24 protein-coding genes and 1 tRNA gene are annotated in these 26,818 nt (G+C 45.9%); 11 read left to right on the top strand and 14 right to left on the bottom strand.

The window, feature by feature from the left end:
• Nucleotides 1-216 precede the first annotated feature (216 nt).
• From glmU to Q0200_RS04810, 8 genes are all read left to right on the top strand, one after another.
• A complete protein-coding gene (gene glmU / locus Q0200_RS04845; RefSeq protein WP_297938435.1) occupies nucleotides 217-1,536 on the top strand; it encodes a bifunctional UDP-N-acetylglucosamine diphosphorylase/glucosamine-1-phosphate N-acetyltransferase GlmU in 1,320 nt (439 codons plus the stop codon).
• Nucleotides 1,523-2,698, top strand: coding sequence for a bifunctional phosphopantothenoylcysteine decarboxylase/phosphopantothenate--cysteine ligase CoaBC (coaBC, locus tag Q0200_RS04840; protein ID WP_297938433.1), 1,176 nt, complete (start codon nucleotides 1,523-1,525; stop codon nucleotides 2,696-2,698). Before glmU ends, coaBC begins: the two co-directional genes overlap by 14 nt.
• 17 nt (nucleotides 2,699-2,715) lie before the next feature.
• A complete protein-coding gene (locus tag Q0200_RS04835) occupies nucleotides 2,716-3,375 on the top strand; it encodes a hypothetical protein (protein ID WP_297938430.1) in 660 nt (219 codons plus the stop codon).
• Nucleotide 3,376: 1 nt separating this feature from the next.
• Nucleotides 3,377-4,078 (top strand): polyprenyl diphosphate synthase, encoded by a 702-nt coding sequence (uppS, locus tag Q0200_RS04830; RefSeq protein WP_297938427.1) that lies wholly within the window; start codon nucleotides 3,377-3,379, stop codon nucleotides 4,076-4,078.
• A 336-nt stretch (nucleotides 4,079-4,414) separates the two neighbouring features.
• Entirely contained in the window at nucleotides 4,415-5,236 is an 822-nt protein-coding gene (locus Q0200_RS04825) for an A24 family peptidase (RefSeq protein ID WP_297938424.1), read from the top strand.
• Entirely contained in the window at nucleotides 5,229-6,254 is a 1,026-nt protein-coding gene (locus Q0200_RS04820) for an LptF/LptG family permease (protein WP_297938421.1), read from the top strand. Before Q0200_RS04825 ends, Q0200_RS04820 begins: the two co-directional genes overlap by 8 nt.
• Nucleotides 6,255-7,184, top strand: coding sequence for a tRNA pseudouridine(38-40) synthase TruA (truA, locus tag Q0200_RS04815; protein WP_297938418.1), 930 nt, complete (start codon nucleotides 6,255-6,257; stop codon nucleotides 7,182-7,184).
• Nucleotides 7,181-8,155, top strand: a complete 975-nt coding sequence (locus Q0200_RS04810; protein WP_297938415.1) for a DUF3137 domain-containing protein — start codon at nucleotides 7,181-7,183, stop codon at nucleotides 8,153-8,155. The genes truA and Q0200_RS04810 overlap by 4 nt, the downstream gene beginning before the upstream one ends.
• A gap of 235 nt (nucleotides 8,156-8,390) precedes the next feature.
• Here the strand turns inward: Q0200_RS04810 and Q0200_RS04805 are convergent, their stop codons facing one another.
• A complete protein-coding gene (locus Q0200_RS04805; RefSeq protein ID WP_297938413.1) occupies nucleotides 8,391-10,496 on the bottom strand; it encodes a DNA translocase FtsK in 2,106 nt (701 codons plus the stop codon).
• Between the two features lie 178 nt (nucleotides 10,497-10,674).
• Nucleotides 10,675-12,909 carry a flagellin gene (locus tag Q0200_RS04800; protein ID WP_297938411.1) on the bottom strand — a complete coding sequence of 745 codons (2,235 nt, stop codon included), beginning with the start codon at nucleotides 12,907-12,909 and terminating at the stop codon, nucleotides 10,675-10,677.
• Nucleotides 12,910-13,029: 120 nt separating this feature from the next.
• Between Q0200_RS04800 and Q0200_RS04795 the strand changes: the two genes are divergently transcribed.
• From Q0200_RS04795 to Q0200_RS04785, 3 genes are all read left to right on the top strand, one after another.
• Complete coding sequence (locus tag Q0200_RS04795; protein ID WP_297938408.1) at nucleotides 13,030-13,767, top strand: YaaA family protein; 738 nt, start codon at nucleotides 13,030-13,032, stop codon at nucleotides 13,765-13,767.
• A gap of 120 nt (nucleotides 13,768-13,887) precedes the next feature.
• Nucleotides 13,888-14,190: an HU family DNA-binding protein gene (locus tag Q0200_RS04790; protein ID WP_297938405.1), complete on the top strand. Its 303-nt coding sequence runs from the start codon at nucleotides 13,888-13,890 to the stop codon at nucleotides 14,188-14,190.
• 90 nt (nucleotides 14,191-14,280) lie between these two features.
• Nucleotides 14,281-14,367 (top strand) — tRNA-Leu (locus Q0200_RS04785).
• 800 nt (nucleotides 14,368-15,167) lie between these two features.
• Here Q0200_RS04785 and Q0200_RS04780 read toward each other — a convergent pair.
• The 12 genes from Q0200_RS04780 to Q0200_RS04725 form a co-directional block, all read right to left on the bottom strand.
• Nucleotides 15,168-16,049 carry an EamA family transporter gene (locus Q0200_RS04780; protein WP_297938402.1) on the bottom strand — a complete coding sequence of 294 codons (882 nt, stop codon included), beginning with the start codon at nucleotides 16,047-16,049 and terminating at the stop codon, nucleotides 15,168-15,170.
• Nucleotides 16,050-16,288: 239 nt separating this feature from the next.
• Nucleotides 16,289-16,963 carry a thiamine phosphate synthase gene (locus Q0200_RS04775; RefSeq protein WP_297938399.1) on the bottom strand — a complete coding sequence of 225 codons (675 nt, stop codon included), beginning with the start codon at nucleotides 16,961-16,963 and terminating at the stop codon, nucleotides 16,289-16,291.
• A gap of 26 nt (nucleotides 16,964-16,989) precedes the next feature.
• A complete protein-coding gene (thiH, locus tag Q0200_RS04770; protein ID WP_297938441.1) occupies nucleotides 16,990-18,123 on the bottom strand; it encodes a 2-iminoacetate synthase ThiH in 1,134 nt (377 codons plus the stop codon).
• Between the two features lie 229 nt (nucleotides 18,124-18,352).
• Nucleotides 18,353-19,129, bottom strand: coding sequence for a thiazole synthase (locus Q0200_RS04765; protein ID WP_297938397.1), 777 nt, complete (start codon nucleotides 19,127-19,129; stop codon nucleotides 18,353-18,355).
• Nucleotide 19,130: 1 nt separating this feature from the next.
• The gene (gene thiS / locus Q0200_RS04760; RefSeq protein WP_297938395.1) at nucleotides 19,131-19,325 is read right to left on the bottom strand and encodes a sulfur carrier protein ThiS; all 195 of its coding nucleotides are present in this window, start codon (nucleotides 19,323-19,325) and stop codon (nucleotides 19,131-19,133) included.
• An 87-nt stretch (nucleotides 19,326-19,412) separates the two neighbouring features.
• A complete protein-coding gene (locus Q0200_RS04755; protein ID WP_297938392.1) occupies nucleotides 19,413-21,644 on the bottom strand; it encodes a hypothetical protein in 2,232 nt (743 codons plus the stop codon).
• The gene (locus Q0200_RS04750; protein WP_297938389.1) at nucleotides 21,641-22,162 is read right to left on the bottom strand and encodes an outer membrane lipoprotein carrier protein LolA; all 522 of its coding nucleotides are present in this window, start codon (nucleotides 22,160-22,162) and stop codon (nucleotides 21,641-21,643) included. The genes Q0200_RS04755 and Q0200_RS04750 overlap by 4 nt, the downstream gene beginning before the upstream one ends.
• Nucleotides 22,137-22,568: a thioesterase family protein gene (locus Q0200_RS04745; protein ID WP_297938386.1), complete on the bottom strand. Its 432-nt coding sequence runs from the start codon at nucleotides 22,566-22,568 to the stop codon at nucleotides 22,137-22,139. Before Q0200_RS04745 ends, Q0200_RS04750 begins: the two co-directional genes overlap by 26 nt.
• A 1-nt stretch (nucleotide 22,569) precedes the next feature.
• Nucleotides 22,570-24,267: a glycosyltransferase family 2 protein gene (locus tag Q0200_RS04740; protein WP_297938438.1), complete on the bottom strand. Its 1,698-nt coding sequence runs from the start codon at nucleotides 24,265-24,267 to the stop codon at nucleotides 22,570-22,572.
• On the bottom strand, nucleotides 24,264-25,940 hold the full coding sequence (locus Q0200_RS04735; protein WP_297938383.1) for an AMP-binding protein: 1,677 nt from the start codon (nucleotides 25,938-25,940) through the stop codon (nucleotides 24,264-24,266). Before Q0200_RS04735 ends, Q0200_RS04740 begins: the two co-directional genes overlap by 4 nt.
• Entirely contained in the window at nucleotides 25,930-26,466 is a 537-nt protein-coding gene (locus Q0200_RS04730; protein WP_297938380.1) for a DNA gyrase subunit B, read from the bottom strand. The genes Q0200_RS04735 and Q0200_RS04730 overlap by 11 nt, the downstream gene beginning before the upstream one ends.
• Nucleotides 26,450-26,701 (bottom strand): acyl carrier protein, encoded by a 252-nt coding sequence (locus Q0200_RS04725; protein ID WP_297938377.1) that lies wholly within the window; start codon nucleotides 26,699-26,701, stop codon nucleotides 26,450-26,452. Before Q0200_RS04725 ends, Q0200_RS04730 begins: the two co-directional genes overlap by 17 nt.
• Nucleotides 26,702-26,818 lie beyond the last annotated feature (117 nt).

Raw genomic sequence — 26,818 nt, 5'->3', positions numbered from 1 at the left:
GATAAAATCAGGTGAAGGTTAAACAAAAATTGATTTCTTCTTAAGAGTTTTCTAACAAACGAAAGCAAGCCGCATCCTTTAAATTTTGATTTTGATTATTTTTAAAACTCGTGATTATATTGATTAATACTTAAGAAATTGTTAAGTCCAAAAAGCATTAATCCCGCATTTAGCAAATTTGAGATAAAATCGCTCAAATTTAAATAAGGAAAAAATATGAGCGATATCGGCGTAGTGGTGCTTGCCGCGGGGCTTGGCACAAGGATGAAATCAACCAAACCAAAGGTGCTTTTCGAGCTTTGCGGAGAGCCGATGATTATCCATATTTTGCGCAAGGCTTATGAGATCAGTAGCGACGTGAGCGTAGTTTTGAGCTATCAAAAAGAGCTCGTCGAAGCCAAAATCAAAGAGATTTTCCCTCAAACTAAAATTTACGAGCAAAATTTAAAGGATTTCCCGGGCACTGCGGGCGCGCTAAAAAACATCCCGTTAAATAGCGAAAAAACGCTGATTTTGTGCGGAGATATGCCGCTTATAAAAACCAACGACCTAATCCGTCTAAGCGCTGGCAACGCGGACATCGCTCTTAGCGTTTTTGAGGCGGCAGATCCGTACGGCTACGGCCGCGTGATCATAAATAACGGCAAAGTAGAAGCCATCGTCGAGCAAAAAGACGCGACCGAGACGCAAAAAATGATAAAAAGCGCAAACGCCGGCTGCTACTGCTTTAAAAGCGAAGTTTTGCGCGAGATTTTACCCCTCATCGGTAACGAAAACTCGCAGAAAGAATTTTACCTAACCGACGCGATAAAAATCGCAAACGAGCGCAGCCTAAAATGCTGGGCTATCAGCGTCGAAGAGCAAAATTTCATGGGCATAAACGATAAATTTCAGCTCAGTATCGCCCAAAATTTGATGCAGGACGAAATCAAGAAAAATTTAATGAAAAGCGGCGTGCTAATGCGGCTACCAAACAGCGTCTATATCGACTCTAGAGCCAAATTTGAAGGCGAATGCGTCATCGAAGAAAACGTAAGCGTCATCGGAGCATGCGTCATCAAAAACTCCGTCATCAAAAGCGGCTCAGTCGTAGAAAACTCCATCATCGAGGACTCAGACGTCGGCCCGCTCGCGCACATACGCCCAAAATGCGAGATCAAAAATACCCACATCGGAAATTTCGTCGAGCTAAAGGCAGCCAGGCTAAACGGCGTTAAAGCAGGCCACCTAAGCTATCTGGGCGACTGCGAGATAGGCAGCGGAACAAACGTAGGCTGCGGCACGATCACGTGCAACTATGACGGCAAAGCTAAGCACAAAACGATAATCGGCAAAAACGTCTTTATCGGCTCGGACACCCAGCTAGTAGCCCCCGTAAAAGTCGGCGACGACGTGCTAATAGCTGCAGGAAGCACCGTAACTAGCGACGTACCAAGCGGCGCGCTAGCCATCAGCCGCACGAAACAGGTAAATAAAGAAGGCTTTTTCTATAAATTTTTTAACGACGCGAAAAGCGACGAAAATGCTAAAAAATAAAAAAATTTTGCTCGCGGTTTGCGGCAGTATCGCTTTTTATAAGGCTTATGAGATCTTATCCGCGCTAAAAAAAGAGGGTGCGGACGTGCGAGTTATGCTTAGTGAAGGAGCGCTCAAATTTTGCTCTGAAGCGGGCTTTGAGGCGCTGTGCGAGCATAAAATTTTAACCTCGCGCACGGAGAGTTGGCAGGACGGGCTAAATCACATCGCCTACGCCAAAACCGATCTAATCCTCATCGCGCCTGCTAGCGTAAATACGATAAACAAGCTTGCAAGCGGCATTTGCGATAACGTATTCATGCAGACTCTGATCGCTAGCCCGGCCCCCATACTCATCGCGCCGGCAGCCAACGACAAAATGCTAAATCACTTCGCCACGCGCAAAAATTTCGAGTTTTTAGCGGAAAACGGCGCGAGATTTATCGAGCCGGTAGAAAAAACTCTAGCCTGCGGCGACATGGGCAAAGGCGCGTTGGCAGACGTTTCTACGATCATCTACGAAACAAAAAGAATGCTAACGGAGCCAAAATTTAAAGGGCAAAAAGTGATCGTAACGGGCGGTGCCACGAGCGAAAAGATCGACAACGTAAGAGCCGTAACGAATCTATCCAGCGGTAAGATGTCGCGAGCACTTGCCGACGCATTTTACTACGCGGGTGCAGACGTGACGCTGATAGCTAGCTTTGAGGCGGCGAACGCGCCTTATAAAACGCTCAAATTTCAAAGCTCGGCGGAGCTAAAAGAGCTGCTACACGCAAATTTGACGGACGCAAATTTGCTCGCGATGGCGGCTGCGGTTAGCGACTATACTCCAAAAACCAAATTTGAAGGCAAGCTAAAAAAGCAAAATTTAGGCGAAATTTGGACGCTGGAGCTAGTGCAAAACGATGACGTTTTGGGCTCTTTGAAAGACTTTAAAAACGTCAAAAAAATCGGCTTTAAAATGGAAATGGACGGCGCAAACGCCATGCAAAACGCAAAAAATATGCTTGAGAAAAAAAGCCTTGACGCCGTTTGTCTAAATGTGCTGGGCGGCGATATAAATTTCGGCTCTGATAGCACGCAAATAACCTTTATCACGCGCCATGATGCGCAAAATATCGCGCTAACATCTAAAGAGGACGCGGCGCGCCAAATCGTAAATTTAGCAACCAAGCTATGATAAATCCCGTCTCACGAGTGCAAAAAATCGCAAGCGGCGGCGCGGGCACGGCTCTAAACGCGAGCCTGCCCATCAGTATCAAAGTCGCCGAAAAGACGGGCTACAATCGCTACAATCTAAAAATGGGCAACAAAATCCTAAGCACGAAAAGCATGAAAAGCCTCGACTTGGACGGCGAATACTGGGGCGAGATCGCAAGCGGCACTGAAAATATCGTGATAAGAAATCTCTTTAAAAAGCCGAATTTAGCCTACGCCGCGCCTGAGGGACTCGCGCTGATAGAAAGGCTGATAAGCGAGCCCGATCTAAACTGGTTTTATGAATATATATTTAACGGTCTTAGCGCGGCAGACTCGCGAGAAACGTTTGAAAATCTAGCTCAAATGCTGCTTGCACTACAAAAAAATATCATTAATATTTCGTTTGTTTATAACGGCGCAAAAGGCGTTTTCCAGATGAAATTTGACGGCGCCCGCACGAGTCAAATTTACCTTATTTTTTCAAATTTCGCTCCGATTATTTTTACGCTAAAAGGCGCTCACATAATCAGCGCGCAAACGCCGTTTGACAAGGTCGCGGGACTCTTGCGAGACGAGTTTAGCTGCGAAGCGCAAACGACTCAAAACATCGCCGCTTTCTTTGATCCAAGCGGCAAAATAATTGATTTTAAGGGCTAAAATGAACGAGCTAAATCACCTCGCGATCATCATGGACGGCAACGGCAGATGGGCCAAAAGCCGCGGTTTGCTACGCACCAAAGGGCACGAAACGGGCGCAAACGTCGTGGAACAGATGTGCGAGTTTTGCATCGACGAGGGCGTGGCGATGCTGAGCCTTTATGCATTTAGCACCGAAAACTGGAAGCGCCCAAAGAGCGAAGTAGCGTTTTTGATGGAGCTTTTACATAAATTTCTAGTCTCGAAACGCGATAGTTTTATCAAAAACGGTATCAAATTTAACGTCATCGGCGACGAAAGTCCGCTAAGCGACAAGCTAAAAAACGAGATAGCTGATATCAAAAACGCAACCGCGCAAAATTCTAGACTAAAGCTAAATTTGGCGCTAAACTACGGTGCTAAAGATGAAATTTTAAGAGCTTTTAAAAGATTTTGCGAGAAAAACGGAGGCGAATTTGACGCCCAAAATCTAGCTCTAAATTTAAGCGAAGATAGCCTGCAAGGCTACCTCGACGAGCCCGCGCCCATCGACCTTCTCGTGCGCACGGGCGGCGAGCAGAGACTGTCAAATTTTATGCTTTGGCAGGCCTCATACGCCGAGTTTGCCTTTACGCCTACGCTTTGGCCCGATTTTACGCGCGAGGAGCTAGCCCAGATAACGGCCAAATTTAAGAAAAAAGATAGAAGGTTTGGCGGACTTTAATTGAGCTTTTGACTGCCTCCATCTTTTAAATTTACGTCTTTTTATTTTACCCGCTCGCAAAAAAGGCTTTTAAATTTTACGAGCCAAAAGCCTTGCCGCAACGCCGTTTTGCATAAATTTTAAACCGAAATCTTTAAATTTAAAATCATTCAAGGCAATATTTCGCTAAAATCGCCTTTAAATTTTGTGTTTTATGCTTTTTGCGGCGCAAATAACGAGTCAAATTTTAGCTCAAATCGTGCGGCAAATTTGCACAAACATTACTTAAAAACGTCGCCGCTAGCTCAAAAACAACCGCAAGCAGCCAAATGCATTATAAATTAAATTAGGAGAGTTATGATTTTCGCCGTTGTATTTTTTATTTTATTATTTTTTATCTTGGGCGCCGTAGTCGGCAGTTTTAGCAACGTCCTGATCTACCGCATGCCGCGCGGCGAGAGCATAAATTTCCCTGCCTCGCACTGCCAAAGCTGCAAAACTCCGCTAAAGCCGTATCATAACATCCCGATTTTTGCGTGGCTGTTTTTGCGCGGCAAGTGCGCGTTCTGCGGCGAAAAAATCAGCTTTCAGTATCCTCTAGTTGAGCTTGCTAGCGGCCTGCTTTGCGTGCTTGCGTATTGCATTGAGACATACGGACTTGAGCCTCTTACGGACAGCTTTTACGCCGCGATTTTTAAGGCGGCGATGCTTGGCGTCTGCTTTATCTTACTACTAGCGCTTAGCCTGATCGATTTTCGTTACAAGGCTGTTCCCGATCCGCTGCTTTTTGCCAGCGTTGCATTTTCGCTGCTTTACGGTTTTAATCCGCCCGACTCTTTTGACTCGGATGGGCTTTTATTTGCATTTGATTCGTTTATAAACGCTGCGATTTTTATGTTTGCCTTTTGGCTGCTGCGCGCTGTCGTTAGCCTGACTCTCAAGCGCGAAGCCATGGGCTCTGCGGACATCTTTATCGCGGGCGTTATGGGCGCGATACTAGGCGTCAAGCTCGGCCTCATGGCGATCTATGTCTCGGCGCTACTGACGCTGCCAGCCTACGTCATAGTGCGAAAGCGCGGATACGAGCTGCCTTTCGTGCCGTTTTTGAGCCTTGCCACGCTCATCGTTTACGCGTTTAAGGAGCAGTTTATCTACATATTGGGACTGATTTATGGATAGGACGGCGCGTTATCTTTTCTCAAACTTCCTAAGCACGTTTGCATCGCTATTTGCGACGCTTTTTCTCATCATGTCGATCGTGTTTTTCATCCAGATCGCGCGTATCACGTCATACATCGAGATTACCTTTATAGAGCTTTTTAAACTCTATATGTTTATGCTGCCTAGAGTACTGCTTTTTACCGTACCTATCGCGTTTTTCGCATCGCTTGCGCTCATGTTTTTCAGACTTTCGCGCGAAAACGAGAGCATCGTGCTTTTTACTCTCGGATATTCGCCAGTTAGGATCGCTAAATTTTTCCTCATCGTTAGCGGCGCGGTCTCAATCTTCCTCATCGTCACCGCGATAGTGCTGATCCCTACGGCTGCGGAGCTAAACTCAAATTTCGTCTCTTATAAAAAAACCGTCGCCAAGCTAAATTTGAAAACCACCGAATTCGGGCAAAAATTTTCCGACTGGATGGTCTTTATCCAAAACGAAAAAAACGACGAGAACGGCACTCTTTACGAGGGCGTGACGCTTTATTCGCCAAAAGAAGGCGCACACCGATTCGTCCTTGCTAAAAACGCTCGCCTAACCAACAACAACGCCGTTCTTGAGTTTACGCTATCAGAGGGTAAAATTTACGACATGAGAGACGCCTCGTGGCATAAAACCGACTTTGGCACGATGAAAATCAGCACCGCCCAAGAGGACAGCGTCGCGCAGACGAAGTCGTTTGTGCAGTATTGGCAAATGATGGGCGAGGATAAAAAGCGCGCCAAAGACTTCGCAACCTACGTTCTCATCGCGCTTTTCCCGCTAGCGACGACGCTTTTTGCTTTGAGCCTGGGCATCGTGACTTACCGCTACGAAAAAGGCTTTGTGTATTTTGGGATATTTGGCGTACTTTTTGGCTATTTTACGCTCATTATGCTCTTTAGCTCGCGTGTTTTTGTCGCGATTGCAGCGATATTTTCGCTATTTTTTATCGCCTCTATTTTTAGCTTTAGGGCTAAAATTTTAAAAAGATACTAAGTGCAGCTTAAACTCGTTTTTAGCTACGACGGGTCGAAATTTCAAGGCTCGCAGACACAGCCGCACGAAAATGGCGTTGAGGACGCTCTGGGCGTAGCCCTAGCGCATGTAGGGATCTTTAGCAAAATAATCTCCAGCTCGCGTACAGACAAGGGCGTGCACGCAAACAATCAAGTAGCCTGCGTGGAGTGCGGCGAGCATTTTAAGGACTTTGCGCGCCTAAAAGCTCTCATCAACCGCCACGCCCATCCGGCTATTCACGTCAAATTTATAAGTCGCGTTAAAGATGGCTTTCATCCGCGATACGACGCTACAGCCAGGGCCTACCGCTATGTCATAAATCACGGCGAGTTTTCGCCTTTTTTGGCGCCTTACGAGACTTTTTTGCCCAAATTTGACCCAAATTTAGCAAACGAGCTGCTCGCGCTTTTTGTCGGCGAGCACGATTTCAGCGAGTTTATGAAGCTTGGCAGCGATGTCAAAAGTCCGGTGCGGCGTGTTTCAAAAGCCTTTTGCTACGAGTGCGGCGAACGAACGATTATCGTTTTTAAAGCAAACGGCTTTTTGCGCGCCCAGGTTCGACTAATGGTAGCTAGCGTTTTAAAGGCGCTTGAGCTTGCCAAAAGCGGTAAATTTAGACAAATACAGGCGCAGGAGTTTAAATTTGAGCGCACAAAGGCGGCAAATTTGGACGCAAATTTAGTTAAATTTGAAAAAAACGCAAATTTAACCGTCGAACATGCGGTTTGCGTCGCCTCAAAATTTGACGCTAAAAACTCAAATTTAAACAAAGTCGCAAACAACTGCCGAGATGAAAATTTCCTCAAAGCAAAAGAGCTTTTGCGCCAGGCTATCTACGAGCAAAAGCCGCTCACGCGCATCCCCGCACCGCCAAATGGTCTTTATCTAAACCGAGTTTTTTACGAATGAGAAATCAAAAAATCGAAGAAGCTATCGCCGCCGTAACGCAAAAGCAAAAGGCTCTACGCAGTATTTACGTCCAATTTTTAACCGTAAACTCCGTTGCGTTTGTTTTTGCCGGCGTTTACGCGCTACTTATCGATCCGTCGCTTGAGGTTGTAGGCATACTGCTCGTCATCGCGCTGTTTGTACAAGCGGCGCTAGCAACTTTTATAGCAGATCTTTTATATAAGATAAACGGCGAGGAGCTAAACAAAAATGCAATGGCTGATTATAAGCGGTTTTATAAAAACGTTTTTATAAACGCTGTCGTCAAAAGTATTGACGGTAAATTTAACTACGAACCCGCCCAAGGCATCTCAAGAAACGAGTTTTTGAAAGCTCAAATTTACAGAGAGCTTGAGTTTAGGAGCGAGGATCTCATCAGCGGCGTTTACAATAACGTCAAATTTCAGCTAAGCGAAGCTATCGGCGAGAAGCGAAAATACGCGACTTCAACCAATATCTACGTGATTTCTTTTATGGCGATTAAAGCGATGTTTGATATTTATATGGATTTTAAGGGTACGGTTTTCGTCTGCGAATTTTATAAAACCTTCAAAGGCGTGACGATTTTAGCGGATAAAAAGGCTATGAATACGAAAATGATAGGCGAAAAAGAGGTGCTGGATGATACGGAGTTTAACAAAGAATTTCGCGTGTTTACCGACGATAAGATAGAAGCGCGCTATCTTTTGAGTCCCGCTTTTATGCGGCGTCTGCATGATGTGAAGCTAAAATTTGACGGAGCAGTATCGCTGAGTGCGGCGTTCATGGATGATAAATTTTACCTTTTTCTAAACGGCGCAAAAGACCGTTTCGAGGGTTCGCTCTTTGCCCCGCCGCCGAGCCTCGCGGACGCGCAGACTATAAAAGACGAGATCTCCCAGCTGCTGCGCATAATCGACGAGCTAAAATTGAGCCTTGATGTTTATAAATAATTTTGCTTTCCAGCGGCAAATTTAGCTAACTACGGGCTTAAATTTATCCGTAAATTCGGTCGGCAAATTTAAATATACCGCAATTTAGATAAAAATACTAAATTTTGATTTAAACGCGCAAAACTTCACAGCACCGCGCAAAGCCGATCGCTCGTAGCGAAGCCTATTCTCAAATTTAATGACGCTAACCTAAAAATAAATACAGCCGACACTCGCTAGTAAATTTGAGCCAAATTTACAAAATATCCCTCTGCCCTTTTGCATTCATCGGGCTTAGCACACCCATTTGCTCCATCTGTTCGATGATCGTAGCTGCGCGGTTGTAGCCGATTTTTAGACGGCGTTGTAGATAGCTGATCGAGGTTTTTTGCTCGCTTAGCACAATCTCTTTAGCCTCTTCGTAGAGCTCGTCTAGCTCGCCTGCTACGGCGCCGGAGCCTGTGCCCGCACCGCCGCTAGCGCCATCCTCGGCTAAAAATCTCTCGTCATAGACCACCTCTTGTTGCGCTTTTAGGAAATTTACGATCACGTCGATCTCTTTTTCGCTAGCAAATGGCGCGTGCAGCCTGATGACGCCAGGGCTGCCCGGAGGCGTAAATAGCATATCGCCGCGTCCTAGCAAGCTCTCCGCGCCCATTTGATCTAGGATTACCTTACTATCGATACGCTGGCCGACGCGGTAGCTGATGCGGCTAGGCAAATTTGCCTTTATGAGCCCCGTCACGACGTCAACGCTCGGGCGCTGGGTGGCTACGATGAGATGTATGCCGCTAGCGCGCGCCATCTGCGCCAGGCGCCCGATGTATAGCTCCACGTCCTTGCCGCTAGTCATCATGAGATCGGCTAGCTCGTCGATAATCACGACGATATACGGGAACTGCTCGCCGCCCTCCTCTTTCATCTTTTCGTTGTAGCTTTCGATATTTTTGGTGCGCGTGTGGCTCATAATCTTGTAGCGGCGCTCCATCTCAGCAACCATGTTTGATAGCGCGGTTATAGCCTGCTTAGCCTGCGTGATGACGGGCGTGAGCAGGTGCGGGATGTCGTTATAGATACTAAACTCGAGCATTTTTGGATCTATCATCATCAGGCGCAGCGTCTGCGGGCTGTTGCGATATAGCAGACTTAGTAACATCGCATTTATGCCTACGCTCTTGCCAGATCCCGTCGTGCCCGCGATTAGTAGGTGAGGCAGCTTTTTTAGATCGGTGATAAAAGGCGCGCCGACGATATCCTTGCCTAGCGCGATGGTTAGCGGACTGCTCGAGTTTTTAAAAACTTCGCTATCTAAAATTTCTTTTAGATATACGGTCTCGATGTTTTTGTTTGGAACCTCGATACCTACGACGTCTTTGCCCGGTATCGGCGCCTGGATGCGTATAGTCTGAGCGCGCAGAGCCATCGCGAGGTCGTCTTGCAGGGTTAAAATTTTACTCACCTTGATATGCGGCGCCTGACGAAACTCAAACGTCGTAACGATCGGACCCGTATATGTTCGCACGACGTCGCCGTCTATTTTAAATTTGCGCAGTTTATCGAGCAGATCGGAGATCTTTTGATCGATCTCAGCCTCATTTACGCTGTTTGATCTCTTAGGCGGATCGGCTAAAAATTTAAGCGGCGGTAGTGCGAAATCCTTAGGTTTTTCAACCTTGCCTTTTTCCATTTGTTCGAGCAGTTTTTTATTTTCGGCGACTTCGTTTAAAATTTCGACGCCGTTTATAGTAGTGCTTTTTTCTTCTAAATTTGACTCGCTTTCATCCTGCGCTTCGTCTTCATCGTCTTGGCTATCTTCGTCCTCTAGCTCTTTGCCGTTTTCCTCGATCAAATTTGACTCGCTTTGAGCTTTAGGCTTTTTGATTTGTCTAGGTTTTTTTTGCGATTTTGGTTTAAACTCGCTCATATTTTCAAATTTATCCTCATTGGCACTGGGCTCGACGAAAGCCTTTTTTAGGATAGCTATGATATTGTCCTGCGCGATCAGGCCAAAGCTAAGCACGAAAAGCATCACGATAAATACCCACATGCCTATCACGCCCGCGACGTCTTTTAGCGCCTCATTTATACTGTTAGCGACTAGTCCGCCGTAGTTAGCGTCCGCACCTGATTGAAACATCAAAAACGCTAAAAATAGCAGCGTCGCTCCAAGCGCGGTCTGGGCAAATTCGGCGTTAAAGCCGTTAAAATATTTGTAAATATAATACGCAAAAAATATAAAAACAAAAGGGTAAACGTAAGCTATAAAGCCGAAAAGTTTGAAGTTCCAAAGCCCGATCGCATTGCCGAAGCTACCGACGAAATTTGCCGCTGGTGCGATGGTAGCGATCCCGAAAAATATCAAAAAACAAACGACTACGACTAAAACCGATTCTCTTAAAATGGCGCGTCCTTTTAAATTTAGTAAATTTAAATTTGCGGGAGAGCTAAATTTGGGCCGAATTTATCAAAATTTGACTCCATTTTTGCTCCGCCCGCTTTGATAACGAAACTTTAATAAAACCGTAGATTATAGCGAGTTTTTACATATAGTTTAATAACGAGAGCTGGTTTATCTTAGCCACAGACTGCAACATCGCCTGATACGACATCATTTTTTGCATGAGATTCATATAGGTCTCGCCATAGTCGGCGTTTGTGATATCAGCCTTGACGGTTTTTACGTTTACCTCCATGACGCTAGCGTGCGTATTGGTTTGTATTAGCGTATTGGTTTGATTTCCAACTTTAGTGTGGATTTTGTTTACGTGATCGGCGATGTGATCTAGTCTCTCGATCGCGCCCTGGATACCGGAGTTTCGCGGATGCTCACTCTGGCTATCGGCGCGGTATTGACCGCTTCTAACAGCCTCTATCATCCTATCCAAGTCCTCAAAAATATCAACGCTCGGACTATCTATCTCGATACCGTTATTTGCGGAAAAACTCCATAGCGAACCCTCTCCTTGCCTTGTCGCAGGAGTCGTACCCGTGCTGTCGCCCGCAAATTTATCGGCATTTCCGCTATCGTATATACCTACTTTTATCGGGGTTACGGCATTTTGCTTGTCGGTTACTTTTATACGTCCCCTATGATCCATATTTGCTTCGACGCTGCCTTGCGATTTTGAGATAGCTTGCTTGTAGGCGACATAATCAGCCGGGGCACTACCGCCGACGCCCGCAGGGACGCTGTCGCTAGCTACCATACCGATGATGTCGTTTAGCTGCCTAAAAGTCATATTTTTTGATTGAGTATCTATGCCTTCGGTAGTCGGCGGGTTTGTAGTATCGTTATAAAAGCTATCCCAGACTTTTGTTTCATACGTGGAATTATCAGGTCTAGTTATTTTTACTTTGGCGGTGCTTGGAATAGTAGTATCGTCAAAATTTACTACAGCCGTATACTTTCCGCCGCTCTTTGACTGAATTTCCATTCTTATGCGCTGCCCATCGATATTATATTTATCCCTTTCACCAGGATATAGCTCTTTTGAGCCCACGACTTGGCTTAGCGTCGTGTTATCGTCAGCAAATTTACCGCTACCGCGCTCTACTTGCGATACGGTTCCTATTAGATTTCTACCCTCTTGTTTAAAGTTTATCTTATCATAGTCGTAGGCATTTGTAGCGTTTCCAGCCAGATCTTCATATTTACTTTTGACAAATTCAGTGATCTCATAATCTTCGTGAGAAGTAGGCGTTGCATTTACTAAAGCTTCAAGTGATTTTAGGCTATTGATCGCATCAAACGCACTAGATGCTCCAGCTATACCGCCCGCTAGGGCATCTGCATTTGCTACCTTTTTCGTCGCAGCTATCATGTGAAAATCAATAACCTGATTGCCCTTACTTAGGTCTTTTACGTTGATTTGACCCTGGTTATTTATCGTTACTTCGACGACTTTATTGGTCGGAGTGTTGCCGTACTCAGTACCGATTTTTTCTAGCAGGTCGTTTATCGAAGCGTCCGACGTCATCTTAAATTTACTCGTAAAGCTCGTGCCGTTTGGCTTTTTACCCTGCAAGAAAAACGTCGTATCCTGAAACTGCCTAACGCCGGTTCCGGTAAAGTCTTGATTAGTCAAAGTTTTTTCGTTTTTTACGTATTTAAAACCGATTAAATCGCGCATTTTATGCTCGCTATCGATATAAACGGTTTTATTTTTATCGTCTAAATTTTGCGCTTTTAGCATTGTGTTGGAGGTGACTTTTTTATTATAGTCGCCGTCTTTGCCAAGAAACAGTTCCTGCCCGTTTTGGTTATAGGTCAAATTTACCTGAGCTCCGCCTACGGCTTTCATCGTTTGCGCATTGCCGAAATACTCGTTCGTGTCTCCGTTTATAGGTTTTGTATTTATAGCGCTTCCGGCAAATAAAAACTGTCCGTTTATCGAGGTGTTTGCGATATTTACTAGGTGATTTTTGATGCCTTGAAGGTCGTTTGCGATGGCTTCGCGCGAAGTTTGCGAGTGGATTTCGTTTGCACCCTGAACTAGCTTCGTTTTAAAAGTCTCAAGCTGCTGCTTAAATTCACCCAAAGCCTTATCTGTATTTTTTGAAAAGTGTTGCGCTTTTGAAGTCGCCGTTTGCACCTGCTCAAGCGTCGCAACCTCGTAATCAAGCCTCATGCCATCGTTATAGACGCTACTGTCCTCAAAAGAATTTTGGATTTTTAGACCGCTTGATAATTGAGTATTTAGCTTGTAAAGCGCTTTCATATTGGTCTGATAGTCGTAGTTATTCGTAAATTTCATCAGCTGATTCGTCATTCTCATCGCATTTTTCCTTAAATTTAATTGAGCTCTTGCAAGCAAATAAAGTTCCACTCGTTATATCGTCAAATTTCAAAATTTATTTAGTTTTAGATATGATTTTGCCAAATTTAAGGAGAATAAATGAAAATACTCTTTTCGCCGAGCGAAGCAAAAACCGCCGTTAGTCCAAATAAATTTATAGATAGGGGTGACTTTGTTTTTCCTAATTTATATGAAAAGCGGTGCGAAATTTTAAAAATTTACGATGATTTTTTGCAAACGGCAACTTTGGAGCAAATTTCAAAACTTTTCGGCGTTAAAAATTTGACCGATGAGCCGAGTTTGCGTGAAAGCTTATTTAAAAAAGGTGCGGTAAAAGCCATACTGCGCTACGACGGGGTAGCCTACAAGCACCTTGACTACCGCAGCCTTGATAGCACGGCGCAGGAATTTATAGATAAAAATACGCTGATTTTTTCAAATTTATTCGGCCCTGTGACGGCGGCGGATACACTACCCGAATACAAACTAAAGCAAGGCAAGCGCATAAACGGACTAAATTTGGAGGAATTTTATAGGCAAAATTTTAGCGACGAGATAGATGAGTGGCTGGGTGATGACGACATTTTAGACCTTAGAGCCGAGTTTTACGAGAAATTTTACCACATACAAAAACCGTTTGCGACATTTAAATTTCTAAAAAACGGTAAAGTCGTCAGTCACTATGCCAAAGCATACCGCGGGATAGTTTTGAGGCAAGTAGCGCAAAACGGGGTAAAAAACTTTAGCGAACTTTGCAAAACCGATATAGAAAATTTGCGCCTTATAGACATCAAAAAAACTGGACTAAAAAGCGAGTTTTTGGTGCAAATAGTCTAAAATTCGCTATTTTTCGTGAAATTCGCGTAAAAATCGTTAAATTTTCGGCTAAAAACTATTGTATTTTTTATAAAAACGTTGTAAAATGCCCGCATATCACTTCTTATTAAGGATGGTTCTATGAAAAAAGCTGAATTTATTCAAGCTGTTGCCGACAAGGCCGGTCTTTCTAAAAAAGATTCTCTAAAGGTAGTTGATGCCGCATTAGAGACTATCGAAGAGATTCTTAAACAAGGCGACAGTATTAGCTTTATAGGCTTTGGTACATTTGGTACAGCCGAAAGAGCCGCTAGAAAAGCAAGAGTGCCTGGAACCACTAAAGTTATCGATGTTCCTGCTAGCAAAGCGGTTAAATTTAAAGTAGGCAAAAAATTAAAAGAAGCCGTAGTAGTCGGTGCAGGTAAAAAAGGCAAAAAGAAATAATTACCCTTTCATGAAAGCTCAACATCGGGCTTTCATGTTTTTTAATCTCTTTTTTATATCTTTCAAGGTAAAATCTCACTTCCTTAATTAGCCCGAGTGGTGAAACCGGTAGACGCGCCAGACTCAAAATCTGGTAAGGGCAACCTTGTGTCGGTTCGAGTCCGACCTCGGGCACCATATAAAATCATAAATATTCCAAAAATACACTATCCTCGACATATAAATGTTTAAAACATATCTTTAAAAATTAAAGTAGATATTCTAAGCCAACTAGCGGTGGTTGGCTAAATATAAGCTTTTTGCTTTCATTAATATGCTATTTTATTTTAACTACCGTAAAAATCATTTTAGATATGTCTAATTACCGTCAAAATTGTTTACATAACTCTATGTTTATTCCAAAGGTTATAGTTGCATTTTTTGCTATACCGCTACGCTCCTTTTAACTTCGCGGACGAGTGAAGCCCGCCCTTGTGACGAGGGATTTCGTCCCCTCGACCCATCTAAAGCACACGTCGGCGCGTCGGCCTACGCGTATAGTGCAGTTTTTAATCATTTTTCAGCCTTTTTTATCTTTATATTATTAAAATTGAGATGCAAATTTATACAACGGAGACGCTCAAATGAACGATCTATTTATCGGCGTCGTATTTTATTTTGCTTTTATGTTTTTCGGGCTTCTTTTTCTTGCTATTTGCGCTTTTTGGTATATTTCTATCCCGCCATTTTGTATTTACGTGTATTTTAAATATTTCAGAAAAGAGGGAAAATTTGAGGCTAGAGTTTTTTAGAGCCTTAAAACTCTTTTGCAAGCCTCAAGCCATTTCATAATAATCTCCAAACTCGTTAAATTCTATTTTTTAAATTAAAGAATATGGATTTACGGTTGCAAATCAAACCACTAAGCAACCGCTACGACAGCAAGCCTAAACGTCGCGCTAGTTTTAAATTTAGCCTAATTTGGCTTCAAATTTAGGTTATTTTGCCGTTACGCTTGCTCGCTCGTAGTGTGCGATGATTTTGTTGTGAATGAGTAGCGAGATATAAATCACTGCGCCGCCTAGGCAGAGTCTTAGTATATCCGCGTCTTTATGCCAAAATACTAAATTTACGATGATGGCTGCAGGTATGAGAGTGTTATTCATGATGGCTAGAGTTCCGCTATCTACCTCACATGCGCCTTTGTTCCATAAAAAGTATCCTAGACCGCTAGCTCCGATGCCAAGCCACAACAGCACGGCGCCTTGGGTTAGGTCTAGGTTGATTTTTTCAGGATTGCCAAACATGGCAAAGGCTATGCCCGTAACTGCCGAGGCTCCGACGAAAAAGTAGCCAAAAACTCCTCGCTGCTCGTTAAAATCACGCTTTTCTAGCAAAAATTTATACGCGCTCTGTCCGACGCCAAAGCACAAATTCGCCCCCTGTACGAGCAAAAATCCATGCCAAAAGCCGCTGTTTATGTTGCCGTACTTGATGATGAGCGCGCCTAAAACCGCCGTGCCAACGCTAAACAGATACAGCAGCCTAAGCCTACCTGCGAGCACATCGTAAACCACGCTCACGTAAAACGGCGTAAATATCGTAAAGAGCGCGACCTCGGCGACGCTAAGGTAGGCAAACGAGTTGTAGTAAAAGATATACATCGCGCCGATCTGCACCGCGCCGATCGCGGCTACTTTGGCGTATAGAGTGAGGTTTTGCGCGGCAAAATCCTTAATCATAAATGGCAAAAATACGCCAAGCGCAAGCACGACACGCGAAAACGCGGCAAAGTAGCTATCCACTCGCCCCGCCAAAAACTCACCTATGAGGCTAAAACTAAACGCCCAAAGCACCGTAACAAAGATCAATTTTTTCACGTATTCTCCATTTTGAGTTAAATTTCGTATGAAATAGTAGCAAAATAGGCTTAAATTTGACGGATTTTACGGCGGAGGCTTGAGAAACAGGGCGTGTAAATTTGAGTCTATTTTGCATTTTTGCGTGCTAGATTTGACTTGAGATTAGGACTTTGCTTTCTTTTGCTAAATTCAAATTTAAGTGCATCGCTGCCAACTCAAATTTAACCGCCAAATCAATAAAACATCGGTAGCTAAATTTAACCCAAAAATCCCCGCATCATATACGCTCCGGCTACGCCCGCATCCTTGATCTCGCTTAGATTTTCAAAATTTATCCCGCCGATAGCGTAGGTTTTTATGCTTAAATTCTTGCAAATTTCCTGTAAAAAATTAAGCCCCCTGCCTCGCTCTGGCGCGTGAGAGGGCGTATCAAAAATATGCCCCGCCACGACGTAATCAGCGCCTAGCTCCTGCGCCGATAAAGCCTGCTGCAAAGAGTGGACCGAAACGCCGACTTTAAGCTTTTGCGTCAAATTTGACGCGCAAATGCCAGGGGCTTCGTCTTTATCCGTGCAGACGCCGTCAAATTTAACCAAATTTCTCAAATTTGTAGCCCGCTCGCCTCCTAACGCCATAAATTTAGCAAAAGGCAGATGTAGTTCACCCACACCAAGCCTACTTGCAACGTTTGCGTAAGTATGTAAAACGAGCCGCGCGCCAGAGCCGCACTCAGCGATGATATCAAGCATTTTTTGGGCTAAATTTTCATATTCGCATTCGGGTAGATCGCTCTCCCTAAGCAAAATTTTATCCGCCTTGCCGCTTTGCGCTACCCGCCTAACGTCAGCGAAAAAATCCTCACTCAAGCGGCGATTCGTCACCCAAACGAGCTCAAATTTACCAAAATCCATCGCACCTACTCTAAAAGCCAAATTTTACGCCCGCAAAAATCGCCGTCCTAAACGTAAATATGCTCGCTCATCACGGGCTGCAAATTTAGACCTCGCACGGCGCCTAGTATCTCCTCGACCGAGCGCGCATCGCTGATCTCAAACTGTTCGTCGCCCTTTTTGGCCTTATCGGAGTGCGTTCCTACGCCCGTGCTAACGCCGGCTGAGATTTTGTTCGCGGCGACTGCGATGACGCCGTCTCGAAACCTGGCTGGCTCGCGCGTGGAGATCGTGATATTTGCATACGGCAAAAAGAGGCGGTACGCGCAGATGACCTGAAGCAGCGCCCTCTCATCGACGTCTCGCGGGCCGACGTGAGCCTTGTTTATCGCGGGGCGCAGGCGCGGGCAAGATAGCGCGATCTCGGCGTGCGGGTACTTTTGCTGTATGAGATGCGCGTGTAGCGCGGTGGCTAGCGCGTCCTTTCTAAAGTCGTCAAGCCCCAAAAGTGCGGCAAATCCGACGCTACGCATACCGCCCATGAGAGCGCGCTCCTGAGCGTGAAAGCGGTAGGCAAACGAGCGCTTGACGCCGCCTAGATGAAATCTCGCGTAGGCCGCCGGGTCGTAAGTCTCCTGAAAAACCACGACGTAGTCCGCGCCACAACCGTGCAAAAACGCGTATTCGTCGGCGTTTAGCGGATAGATCTCGACGCCTACGTTGCTAAAAAGCCTAGACGCCTCTTTGCAAACCTCGCCGATGTAGCCCAGGTCGCTTTTTTTCGCGCTTTCGCCGGTTAGGATCAGCACGTCTTTTAGCCCGCTTTTTGCGATATTTGCTAGCTCCGTCGCAGCCTCGTCCGCCTTTAGCCGTACGCGCGAGATCTTGTTTCGCGAGCTAAAGCCGCAGTATACGCAGTCGCTATCGCAAAAATTTGAGATATAAAGCGGCGTAAAAAACTGCACCGAGTTGCCAAACTGCCTGCGCGTCCTATCTCGCGCCGCCTCCGCCATCTCGCCTAAAAATGCGCCCGCAGCGGGGCTTAGAAGCGCTTTTAGCCCCTCTACGCTTAGATTTTCTTCGCCAAGAGCGCGCTTAACGTCGCCGGCGTCAAATTTCGCGTAGTCGTAGCCCTCACGCGCGGCTAGCACCCGCCGCATCAGCGTTTCGTCTATGCGCTGCGCGCCGTCAACATACTCCATCACGTCTATATTTTTCAAATATTTCTCCGTTTTTTCGTCTAAATTTTAGGCGTTAAATTTGATAGTTTTTAGGGCGCAAGCGGCAAATTTGACGCGCCCGGACCCGTGCCTTTACGGCGCTAAATTTAAAACTCGGCAAATTTATCAAATTTAAAATTCGCAGGATTTAACGAGGCAATTTTCATCCTCGCACGCATCAAATTTGACGCCGTTTTTCATGCCGTCAAATTTACTCCAAAAATCCCGTCAGCGGACTCGACGCCCGCGCGCTTTCACTCACATTGCCAAGCCCAGATAGATACGCCAGCCTGCCTGCCTGGATCGCCAGCGCAAAGGCTCGCGCCATCGTTTTTACGTCGCCGGCAGTCGCGATAGCGGTGTTTGCCATCACTGCCGCGCAGCCCATCTGCATCGCCTCGCACGCCTGCGCCGGCGTGCCGATGCCAGCATCCACGATCACGGGCAGGTCTATCTCGGCGAGTAAAATTTTTATAAATTCGCGCGTACAAAGGCCTTTGTTCGTCCCGATCGGAGCGCCTAAAGGCATCACGCACGCAGCACCCGCCGAGGCTAGGTCGCGCGCTACGTTTAGGTCGGGATACATATAGGGCATCACGACAAAGCCCATCTTTGCGAGCTTTTCGGTCGCTTTTATCGTTTCGTAGTTGTCGGGCAGCAGGTATTTGCTGTCTCTAATGACCTCAACCTTCACGAGATCGCCGCAGCCAGCCTCTCGCGCGAGCTTTGCGATACGCACGCACTCATCGGCGTTCCTAGCGCCCGAGGTGTTTGGCAGTAGCGTCACGCCCTTTGGGATAAAATCTAAGATATTTTCGATCCCGCCCTCGTTCACGCGCCGAAGCGCTAGCGTCACGATCTGCGCGCCCGCCTCGTGTACCGCAGCCTCCAAAAGAGGTAATGAAAATTTACCCGATCCCAGAATAAAGCGCGAGCTAAATTTATGCCCGCCAAGCTCTAAAATATCGTTATTTTCGTCAAATTTCATCTCAACCTCCGCCTACAAAATGCACTATCTCGGCCGAGTCGCCGTCTCTTAGCGCCGTATCAAATTTATCTTTTGGCAAGATTTCGCCGTTTAACTCGACTGCGATGTACTCAGGCTTTAGCCCCTTCGCCGCGAGCAGCTGCGCTACCGTTTTGCCGATAAATTCGCACTCATCTTTGCCGTTTATTTTTAGCATTTTCTTTCCGTTTTATTAAATTTAGCGCGCCCGTGCGGGTCAAATTTCGCGCCCTAGAGTCACCGATTATACCGCTTTTTGCTAAATTTAATCCAAATTTTTCATCGCGAGCGTGCATGCGGCAAACCCGTAAAATGCGACGCAAAGGCTAACTGCTAGCCCAAAAACGCTAACTGCCGGCGTCTGGCTAAAACTAAGCGCAAAAAACGAGATAAAGCTAGTGATAAACGCGGCAAATATCCCAAATACGCGCTCTCGCCGCGACAAGTCCTCGTTTAGCGCAAAGATAAGATAATCAATCCCGACCGCGCTCGCCAAAATGAGCCCGAAAATCGCAAAAATATTTACGTGAGCGCCAAGCGCCGCAAAACCGCAAAGCATGGCTAGCACGCCAAGCGCGATGACGCTCATAACCAAAAGCGAGCGCGCCGCCCCGAAAAACGCCCACAAAAGCGCAAACGCAACCAAAAATGCGCCGCCCTTTAGCGCCGCGGCCCAGGCCTTGGCCTCGGTCAAATTTTGATTTAGCGCGCCGACGAAATCGACGCTAAAAGCGCCGTTTGCTTTTAAAATTTCATCCGTTTTTGAGCCGCCCGCAAGCTCCTCGGCATATACCGCACTGCTGTTTTTGCTCGGTAAAAACCGCGTCAAATTTTTCGCCGCGTCAAACTCCAAAATCTCGCTAACGCCGATAGTTTGTGCATTTGTGAGATTTTCTAACTCTGATTTTACTAGCTCGCTAGGCAATCCAAACTGTGCGTAAATTTTAAAGATCTCCTCGTCCTGCGCAGCTTCTTTAAAGATATTTTTTACATTTTCCTGCTCGGCACGGCTTAGGATAAATTTAGAAATCGATGCGTAATCTTTGACAAGATTTGCCTGCTTCAGTTCGCGCATCAGCCGCTTTTCGTCTCCGACCAGATCACTGCCGCCCTTTAGCACGATGACGGAGTTTTGCGGCGCGGCGCCCGTTATCTCGCTGATCTTTTTAGACTGCTCCAGTAGTTCCGCAGGCGAGCTTGCATAGTCTTTGATCTGCTCGGGTGCGCTTAAGCTTTTAAAATTTAGAGCCAAAATTCCCGCGCAAAGCGCAAATGCGGCGAGAAAAGCTTTTAAATTTATCGCTCCCGCCGCGCGCTCGCAAAGTCCCGCAAATTTATCAAAAAACCTTGAAAATACAGCGCTTTGCGAAAACGTGGCACCCTCAAATATAAAAGGCAGGCAAAAATAGGTAAATAAAAACGCCCCAAGCAGCGTAAATAGCGAAAATATCGCGGTTTGGCGCAGCAGCTCAAGCGACGAAAAGGCAAAAACGCCGTATCCGCTCATCGTGATACAAAGCCCGAGCAAGAAAATTTTAAGCATCGGACGCACGCTCGCGGCCGCCACGGGCGCGTTTTGATTTTTACCCAGCCAGTGCAGCGCAAAATCAAACATAAGGCCAACGAGACTCGTGCCGATAACCACGACCATGACGCTAAGGCTCTCGTAAATCAAAAGCGAAGCCGCAAGCCCGCACGCAAAGCCGAAAATCGCGACGAAAATGACGCAAAAAATGCGCAAATTTTTAAACGCGAGTAGCAAAAAAATCGCGCAAAGGCTAAGCGAAACCACGCTCATAACGGCACTTTCTTTGTCACCGCCAGCTTTGCCGTAGGCTCCGTATAGCGCGCTGCAGCTAGCGTAAGCCTGCACTCCGTCCTGCGCCGCAAGCTCGCGGACGCTTTCATAAAATTTGATCAAATTTCGCGGATTGTAGCCTGATTTAAGGCGCGCTTTGACGAGGTAAAATTTCCTGCCCTCGTGTGCGGCTTCTAGCATCAAATTTGACAAATTTAGGCTGATTTTAGAGCCATCCAGGCTCATGTGCGAGCTTAAGGCGAAAAAATCGTCCTTCGCGTTAAGCGGTTTAAAGGCGAATTGATTAAATAAATTTTGCGCGCTTTGTTTAAAAAACTCGTTTTTATCTTTTACCAAAAGCTCGTAGGTTTGCTCGTTTAAAAGCGCGATTTTTAGGGCGTTTAGCTGAGTTAGATACGAGGTTAAATTTACGTCCTGCTTTGCGCGGTACTCCTCAAAAACTCCGCTTTGCTCGGCTAAATTTTCGCTTTTTTCTAAAAACTCGGGCGAATTTGAAGCTAGCAAAAACTCGTTTGAAGCGCTATCAAGCATCGATTTTAGCGCTGTTTGCTCGGTAGAGTTTTCAAAATTTACTAAAGAAAAAATATCCGCGTTTATCTTTTTCGCATTTGTAAAACAAACGGCGAGCGCAGCTAAAAAAGCCGCTAAAAAGATAAAAAAACGCGCGGATTTTTTCATTTTACGTTGTAAAAATCATTTACCGTTTTATCGCCGCTAACCTCGTTTAGCACGATCTTTTTGACGTATTTATCGCCTCCGACCAAAATACGCGTAAAGATTTGTTTTAGCAGCACGTTTTTGGGCGTTAGCTCTATTTTCCAGTTGTTTTTGTCGCCTGAGATTTTAAAGACAAATTCTTTCTCAAGCTCGGCCTTATCGAGCTTTATGATGGATAAAAAGAGCTTTTTATCAAAATTTTGATCGATTTTTATGAGCTGGTTGCCGCTTTTTTGAAAGATACCGCGCTCGTTTATGACGATGCTCACGGCAATCGGGCTTAGCGTGTCGTAGAACAGCTCGCTTTGACTGAGTTTAAATTTACCGTAGCTTTTAAACTCCACGTTAAATCCGCTCAAAAACTTCGTTTGAGCAAAATCGCCGCTGATATTTTGCGTTTTAATTTGAGATTTTATCTCATTAAAATCAAGCCCCATTAGGCTCGCCGCCAAACTAAAAATTATCGCTATTTTTTTCATTTATATACCTTTTTACTGCATTTTGTAACTCTTGCGGGATCTCAAAGCACGTCTGCATCGTGCGCATATCAACAGCCGCCTGCGAGCTCGCGCCCGTGCACAGCGTCTCGCCGCTTTTAGCGCTTTTTACGACGTAGCCGATCTTTAAAAAGCACTCGCACTCCTTTAGCGTCGCCTCTACCTCGATCTCATCGCCGAAAAACACGGGCTTAATATATTTTGCTTCGATTTTTACGATCGGATATGCGTAACCATCCGCTCTCATCGCCTCGTAGTCATAGCCTATCTCCTCTAGCAGCGCGCATCTAGCCGTCTCGAAATACTTCACGTAGTTGCCGTGCCACACGACGTTCATGCTGTCCACGTCGTAAAACTGCGCCTTTAGCGCGACCGATTTTGATATCATCTCATCTCCAAAAATCAAAAAAATTAAACCACTGCGCGGGCGTTTGTTTGCAGCGATTTTCTAGCTCGCGGACGTAAATTTGCAGATATTCGCGAGCTGCGGCGGCTTTATCTCGCCCCAGCTTTACGGCGCTTGCCAGCGGTACGAGCTCGATCCTAAATTTACCGTCTATCTTTTGGCACCACAGCGAGCTTATCTTCACGCCTAAAATCCCCGCGATCAAGTACGGACCATAGTTAAAGCTCGCCTCCTTGCCCAGAAATTTCACGCGCGCGGCCTTATCGCCGCCAAGAGGCGTCCTGTCGCCCATTATGCCGATGTGCTCGCCGCTTTCGACGATATTTTTTAGCTCTAGCATCGCGGCAACGTCGAGCTCATTGACCAGCATCATACGCACGCTGCCGTCGTTTTGGCTGATGCGCTTTAGCACCTCGTTAAACTCGCGCGAGTTTTTGTCGTAAGCCAAAATCACCATCCTAAAGCCATCGACCCGCGCGCCCAGAGCCTTGCAAATTTCGACGTTTCCAAGGTGTGCCGTGAGCAAAATTTGCCCTTTTTGTGCGCCGATTAGCTCGCTTTTTATACGCTCTAGGTCAATGATCTCTAGCTCTCCATCCTTGATCTTGCCCTTCCAGACTCTAAATTTATCGCAAATAGCGCCGCCAAACGCCTCAAAATGACTAAAAACACTAGTGCCTTTTAGCGTCTGCGAGCCGGCAAATTCGCTTAAATTTCGTCTAAATGCGGCGATGTTTTCGCGCTCGTTTTTTGAAAAAATATAATAAAACCAAACCACGATTTTAACGATAAGCTTTAGCGTAAACTCAGGCAAAATTTGCGCTAAAAATAGGCTAAGTCTTAAAAAAAATGCGCTACCTCTTTCCTGCTTTTTCCACCAGAGATTTTGCTCGGCGTTTTTTTGGGACTCTACGGAAATTTGAGTGGTTGCCACGTTTTTTTCGCTCGAATTTAACCCGCACGCTCGCCAAATTTTACCCAGCGCAAATTTAGGCAGTGAAAAAAAGCATTTTGCGTGCATGAGGCTGATTAGCGCGTTATCGCGCACCATCTTAAAGTGCGAAACGCCACTCTTTTCGTAGCGCACGTATGTATCTATCCAGCGCATATCTACGCCCTGCCTAGCGGCATTTACGAGGATTTCGATGTCAAATTCCATTCTACTCGTCTTGCTTTTTGCCGCCGCTTTTTTAAGCTGCTCTAAAGGATAAACGCGAAAACCACACATAGCGTCTTTGATACCAAGGCTTAGCGTATTTATCGCGACCCAAAAATTCGTGATTTTTCTACCGTAGACGCGTGATTTTGGCGCGTCCTCGCCGTAGATAGGATTTGCGCAGACGATACTTTGCGGGTGTGCCTCGCTCTGCCTCAAAAACTCGCCGATGAGCGCCGCGTCGTGCTGAAAATCGGCGTCGATTTGCAAAACATGGCTAAAGCCGCGATTTAGAGCAAATTTAAACCCGTCCTTCATCGCGATGCCCTTGCCGCCGTTTTGCGCGCGCGTGAGCAGCAAGATCCCCTCCGTGCGCTCAAGCTCCGTTAAGATTAGCTTACTCGCCTCGTCCGAGCCATCATCCACGACGACAACGGGAAGCTCGTATGTTTTTAGCGCGGCGATCAGGGCTTTGATATTTTGCGGGTGATTGTAAAAAGGCACCAAAAACGCAAATTTATTCAAAGCGCGGCCCTGCCAGTCGAACACTTTTCGCCGTTGCAAAACAGCTCAAAATAAAGCTTGCCGCCGCGTGTTTCAAAGCAAACGCGAAGCGCGTCTCCCGGTCTAACAAACTTCATAAATTTTAGATTTTCCACCGTATTAAGGCCGCTAACGTCGATACCCACACCGCTAGCTAGCTCAAAGACGAAGTCAAGCTGCATAAAGCCGGGCAGCAGCGGTAAATTTGGAAAATGGCTCTCGAAAATCTCAAGCCCCACGTGCATGATAGCACTAAATTCGTATTTTTGCGCGCCGTCAAGCCGCTCGCCGTTTTCGTCAAATTTAACGCAACCAGCATTTGTGCCGCAGCTTAAACCGCTCTCCAAATTTTGGCCGTTTTTATAAATTTGACCGCCGAAAATTTGGCCTGCTTCATCTACGCGCCCGCCGCTCCAGACGGGTTTGGGGCTAGCAAATAGCGCGTTTTCAAATTCGCTTTTTTCAAATTTGCCCTGCTGATTTCGCGGCATTTTTTCTACTATCTTAAAATATCTGACGCTGTTTTTAAACTCAAGCTTCAAAAGCTCTTTTAGCTCGGCTACCACGCCTTTTTTGCCGACTTTTCTAAATTTTTTTAGCCCCTCGCCGTTAAGCTGCAAAAGCGCGGCGATACGTTTAAATTTGGGATGCGGCGCGCAGTAGCAGTCCGCTAGTAGGCCGCTTTCTAGCAGCTTTGCTTCGATACTCTCCAGACTCACGCGCTTGTCGTTTAGCTTCACGATGCGGTCTATTCTGCCCTGTAGCGTGAGTCGCCCCTCGTCGATGCTAGCCGCGTCGTTAGTCTGAAAAAACTCGCACCAAGGCGAACTCACGTTTAGCGCGCCTCTATCGTCTAGCCCCGCATTCACCGCGCCAAACAGCCTAAGCCCGTCGCCGCAGTCTTTTGCCACTATGCCGGTTTCCGTGCTGCCGTAGATTTCGATGATCCGCGCGTCGCAGATTTGACCCAGCTTGTCTCTTAGCTCTTTTTTTAGCGGCGAACCAGCGCTTACGATCCCGCTTAAGCCTTTTAGCGCGATTGCGGCGTGGCTTTGAGCTAGAGTTCTAAGTAGCACCGGACTAGCGATAAATACGTGATGTGCAAGGCCTAAGCCCAAAATCGCCTCGGGGTAGTTTAGCTCGTCCGCGATGACGCGCGCGCCCAGCACCAGCGGTAAAAAGACCTTAAACGTTAGCCCAAACATGTGCCTATGTGAAACGCTCGAAAAAAAGGTATTTTGGCTACTAAAATTTAGCTCGTCCGCTAGATACTCGCTCTCTTTTATCATCTGCGCGAGCGTTTTTTCTATCATCTTACTTTTGCCGCTAGAACCCGAAGTTTGCAGGTAAAATTTAGCCTGCGGGTCAAATTTAAGCCCTTTTGCGGGCTCGTTTGCAAGAAAATTTAAAAAATTTTCGTCGTTTACGGCGGTCAAATTTGGCTCATAGATCGGCTTTGCCAGCACGTAAGGCGCAGTACCCCCCAAAAGAGAGCCGAAAAACGCGACGTAAAATTTAAACGCGTCGTCAATGTAAATTTGCAGCTCTTTTATGCCGTTTTTTTCTAAAAACGCGGCAAATCTAAGGCACGCGTCAAAGACGTCGCGAGAGTCGTCCGTAAATCTAAAATTTTTTAAATTTTCCTCAAAGCTCATTATTTTTTACAAATCTCTTTCTAAATAAAATTTCCCCGAAAAACAGCGCCCCCATCAGCACATAAGAGACCGCGCCGCTATAAACGCTCCAGTAAAATTTATCCTCAATCAAAGCTAGCGCAAGCGATATGGCGGCGTTAAAAACAAAAAACGCGCACCAAATTTTGGTCAAATTTCGCGTATAAATCACGCCTTTTTCATCCAAATCAAGCTCTTTTAGCCTTGCGATTTTGGTGATGACGGCTTCGTTTTTTAGACTAAAAGCAAAAAACGCTAAAAACGCCAAACTCACCAAAACAGGGTAAAGGTACGCCAAAAATCCGCCCCTAAAAATCATACAAACTATGAAAAAAACGGCCGCCGCGATACTAAGCCTCCTCTCAAAACCGCTTGAATACGCCCCGCGCGCTATCCATAGCGCGGCAAGCGCCCAAACGACCCAAAAGGCAAAATCTCCCGCGAAAAAAAGCGCAAACGGATAAAGGACGCTAACTACGCTTAGGGCGATTTTAAGCTTGCTCGTCAAATTTTTTAGCTACCGCGTTTACGATGTCTTCGAGCGTTTTTACGTTTTTAAAATCCTCTGGCATCAGCCTATGTCCGGTTTGACGTTTGATGTAATCAATCATATCAATAGCATCTATACTATCTATCTGCAAGTCCTCATATATCCTAGTTTCAGGCTTTATCTTGCTCTCGTCTATCTCAAAAAGCTCGATCAAAGCCTTCTTTAAAATTTCAAAAATTTCTACTTCGCTCATCGTTATTTCCTATTTTCATAAATGTATTTTGCAAGAGAAGATACGCTAAAGAATATCTCTTTTAAATTTGCTGTCTTTGAGTCAAGCACGAGGCCATATTTTTTCTGCACTGCAAGC

Origin of the sequence: uncultured Campylobacter sp., from assembly GCF_938045225.1 — a bacterium.
Classification (GTDB): domain Bacteria; phylum Campylobacterota; class Campylobacteria; order Campylobacterales; family Campylobacteraceae; genus Campylobacter_A.
This window is presented reverse-complemented; position numbering and strand designations above follow the sequence as displayed.

What these genes read in the sequence shown, in the direction of transcription:
- Q0200_RS04750 (WP_297938389.1), bottom strand. Translation starts at nt 22,162, where the DNA reads ATGAAAAAAATAGCGATAATTTTTAGTTTGGCGGCGAGCCTAATGGGG.
- Q0200_RS04755 (WP_297938392.1), bottom strand. Translation starts at nt 21,644, where the DNA reads ATGAAAAAATCCGCGCGTTTTTTTATCTTTTTAGCGGCTTTTTTAGCT.
- Q0200_RS04800 (WP_297938411.1), bottom strand. Translation starts at nt 12,909, where the DNA reads ATGAGAATGACGAATCAGCTGATGAAATTTACGAATAACTACGACTAT.
- uppS (WP_297938427.1), top strand. Translation starts at nt 3,377, where the DNA reads ATGAACGAGCTAAATCACCTCGCGATCATCATGGACGGCAACGGCAGA.
- Q0200_RS04745 (WP_297938386.1), bottom strand. Translation starts at nt 22,568, where the DNA reads ATGATATCAAAATCGGTCGCGCTAAAGGCGCAGTTTTACGACGTGGAC.
- Q0200_RS04735 (WP_297938383.1), bottom strand. Translation starts at nt 25,940, where the DNA reads ATGAGCTTTGAGGAAAATTTAAAAAATTTTAGATTTACGGACGACTCT.
- Q0200_RS04765 (WP_297938397.1), bottom strand. Translation starts at nt 19,129, where the DNA reads ATGAAATTTGACGAAAATAACGATATTTTAGAGCTTGGCGGGCATAAA.
- thiH (WP_297938441.1), bottom strand. Translation starts at nt 18,123, where the DNA reads ATGGAGTATGTTGACGGCGCGCAGCGCATAGACGAAACGCTGATGCGG.
- glmU (WP_297938435.1), top strand. Translation starts at nt 217, where the DNA reads ATGAGCGATATCGGCGTAGTGGTGCTTGCCGCGGGGCTTGGCACAAGG.
- Q0200_RS04820 (WP_297938421.1), top strand. Translation starts at nt 5,229, where the DNA reads ATGGATAGGACGGCGCGTTATCTTTTCTCAAACTTCCTAAGCACGTTT.
- Q0200_RS04790 (WP_297938405.1), top strand. Translation starts at nt 13,888, where the DNA reads ATGAAAAAAGCTGAATTTATTCAAGCTGTTGCCGACAAGGCCGGTCTT.
- Q0200_RS04825 (WP_297938424.1), top strand. Translation starts at nt 4,415, where the DNA reads ATGATTTTCGCCGTTGTATTTTTTATTTTATTATTTTTTATCTTGGGC.
- coaBC (WP_297938433.1), top strand. Translation starts at nt 1,523, where the DNA reads ATGCTAAAAAATAAAAAAATTTTGCTCGCGGTTTGCGGCAGTATCGCT.
- Q0200_RS04725 (WP_297938377.1), bottom strand. Translation starts at nt 26,701, where the DNA reads ATGAGCGAAGTAGAAATTTTTGAAATTTTAAAGAAGGCTTTGATCGAG.
- Q0200_RS04795 (WP_297938408.1), top strand. Translation starts at nt 13,030, where the DNA reads ATGAAAATACTCTTTTCGCCGAGCGAAGCAAAAACCGCCGTTAGTCCA.
- Q0200_RS04810 (WP_297938415.1), top strand. Translation starts at nt 7,181, where the DNA reads ATGAGAAATCAAAAAATCGAAGAAGCTATCGCCGCCGTAACGCAAAAG.
- thiS (WP_297938395.1), bottom strand. Translation starts at nt 19,325, where the DNA reads ATGCTAAAAATAAACGGCAAAGATGAGTGCGAATTTATCGGCAAAACG.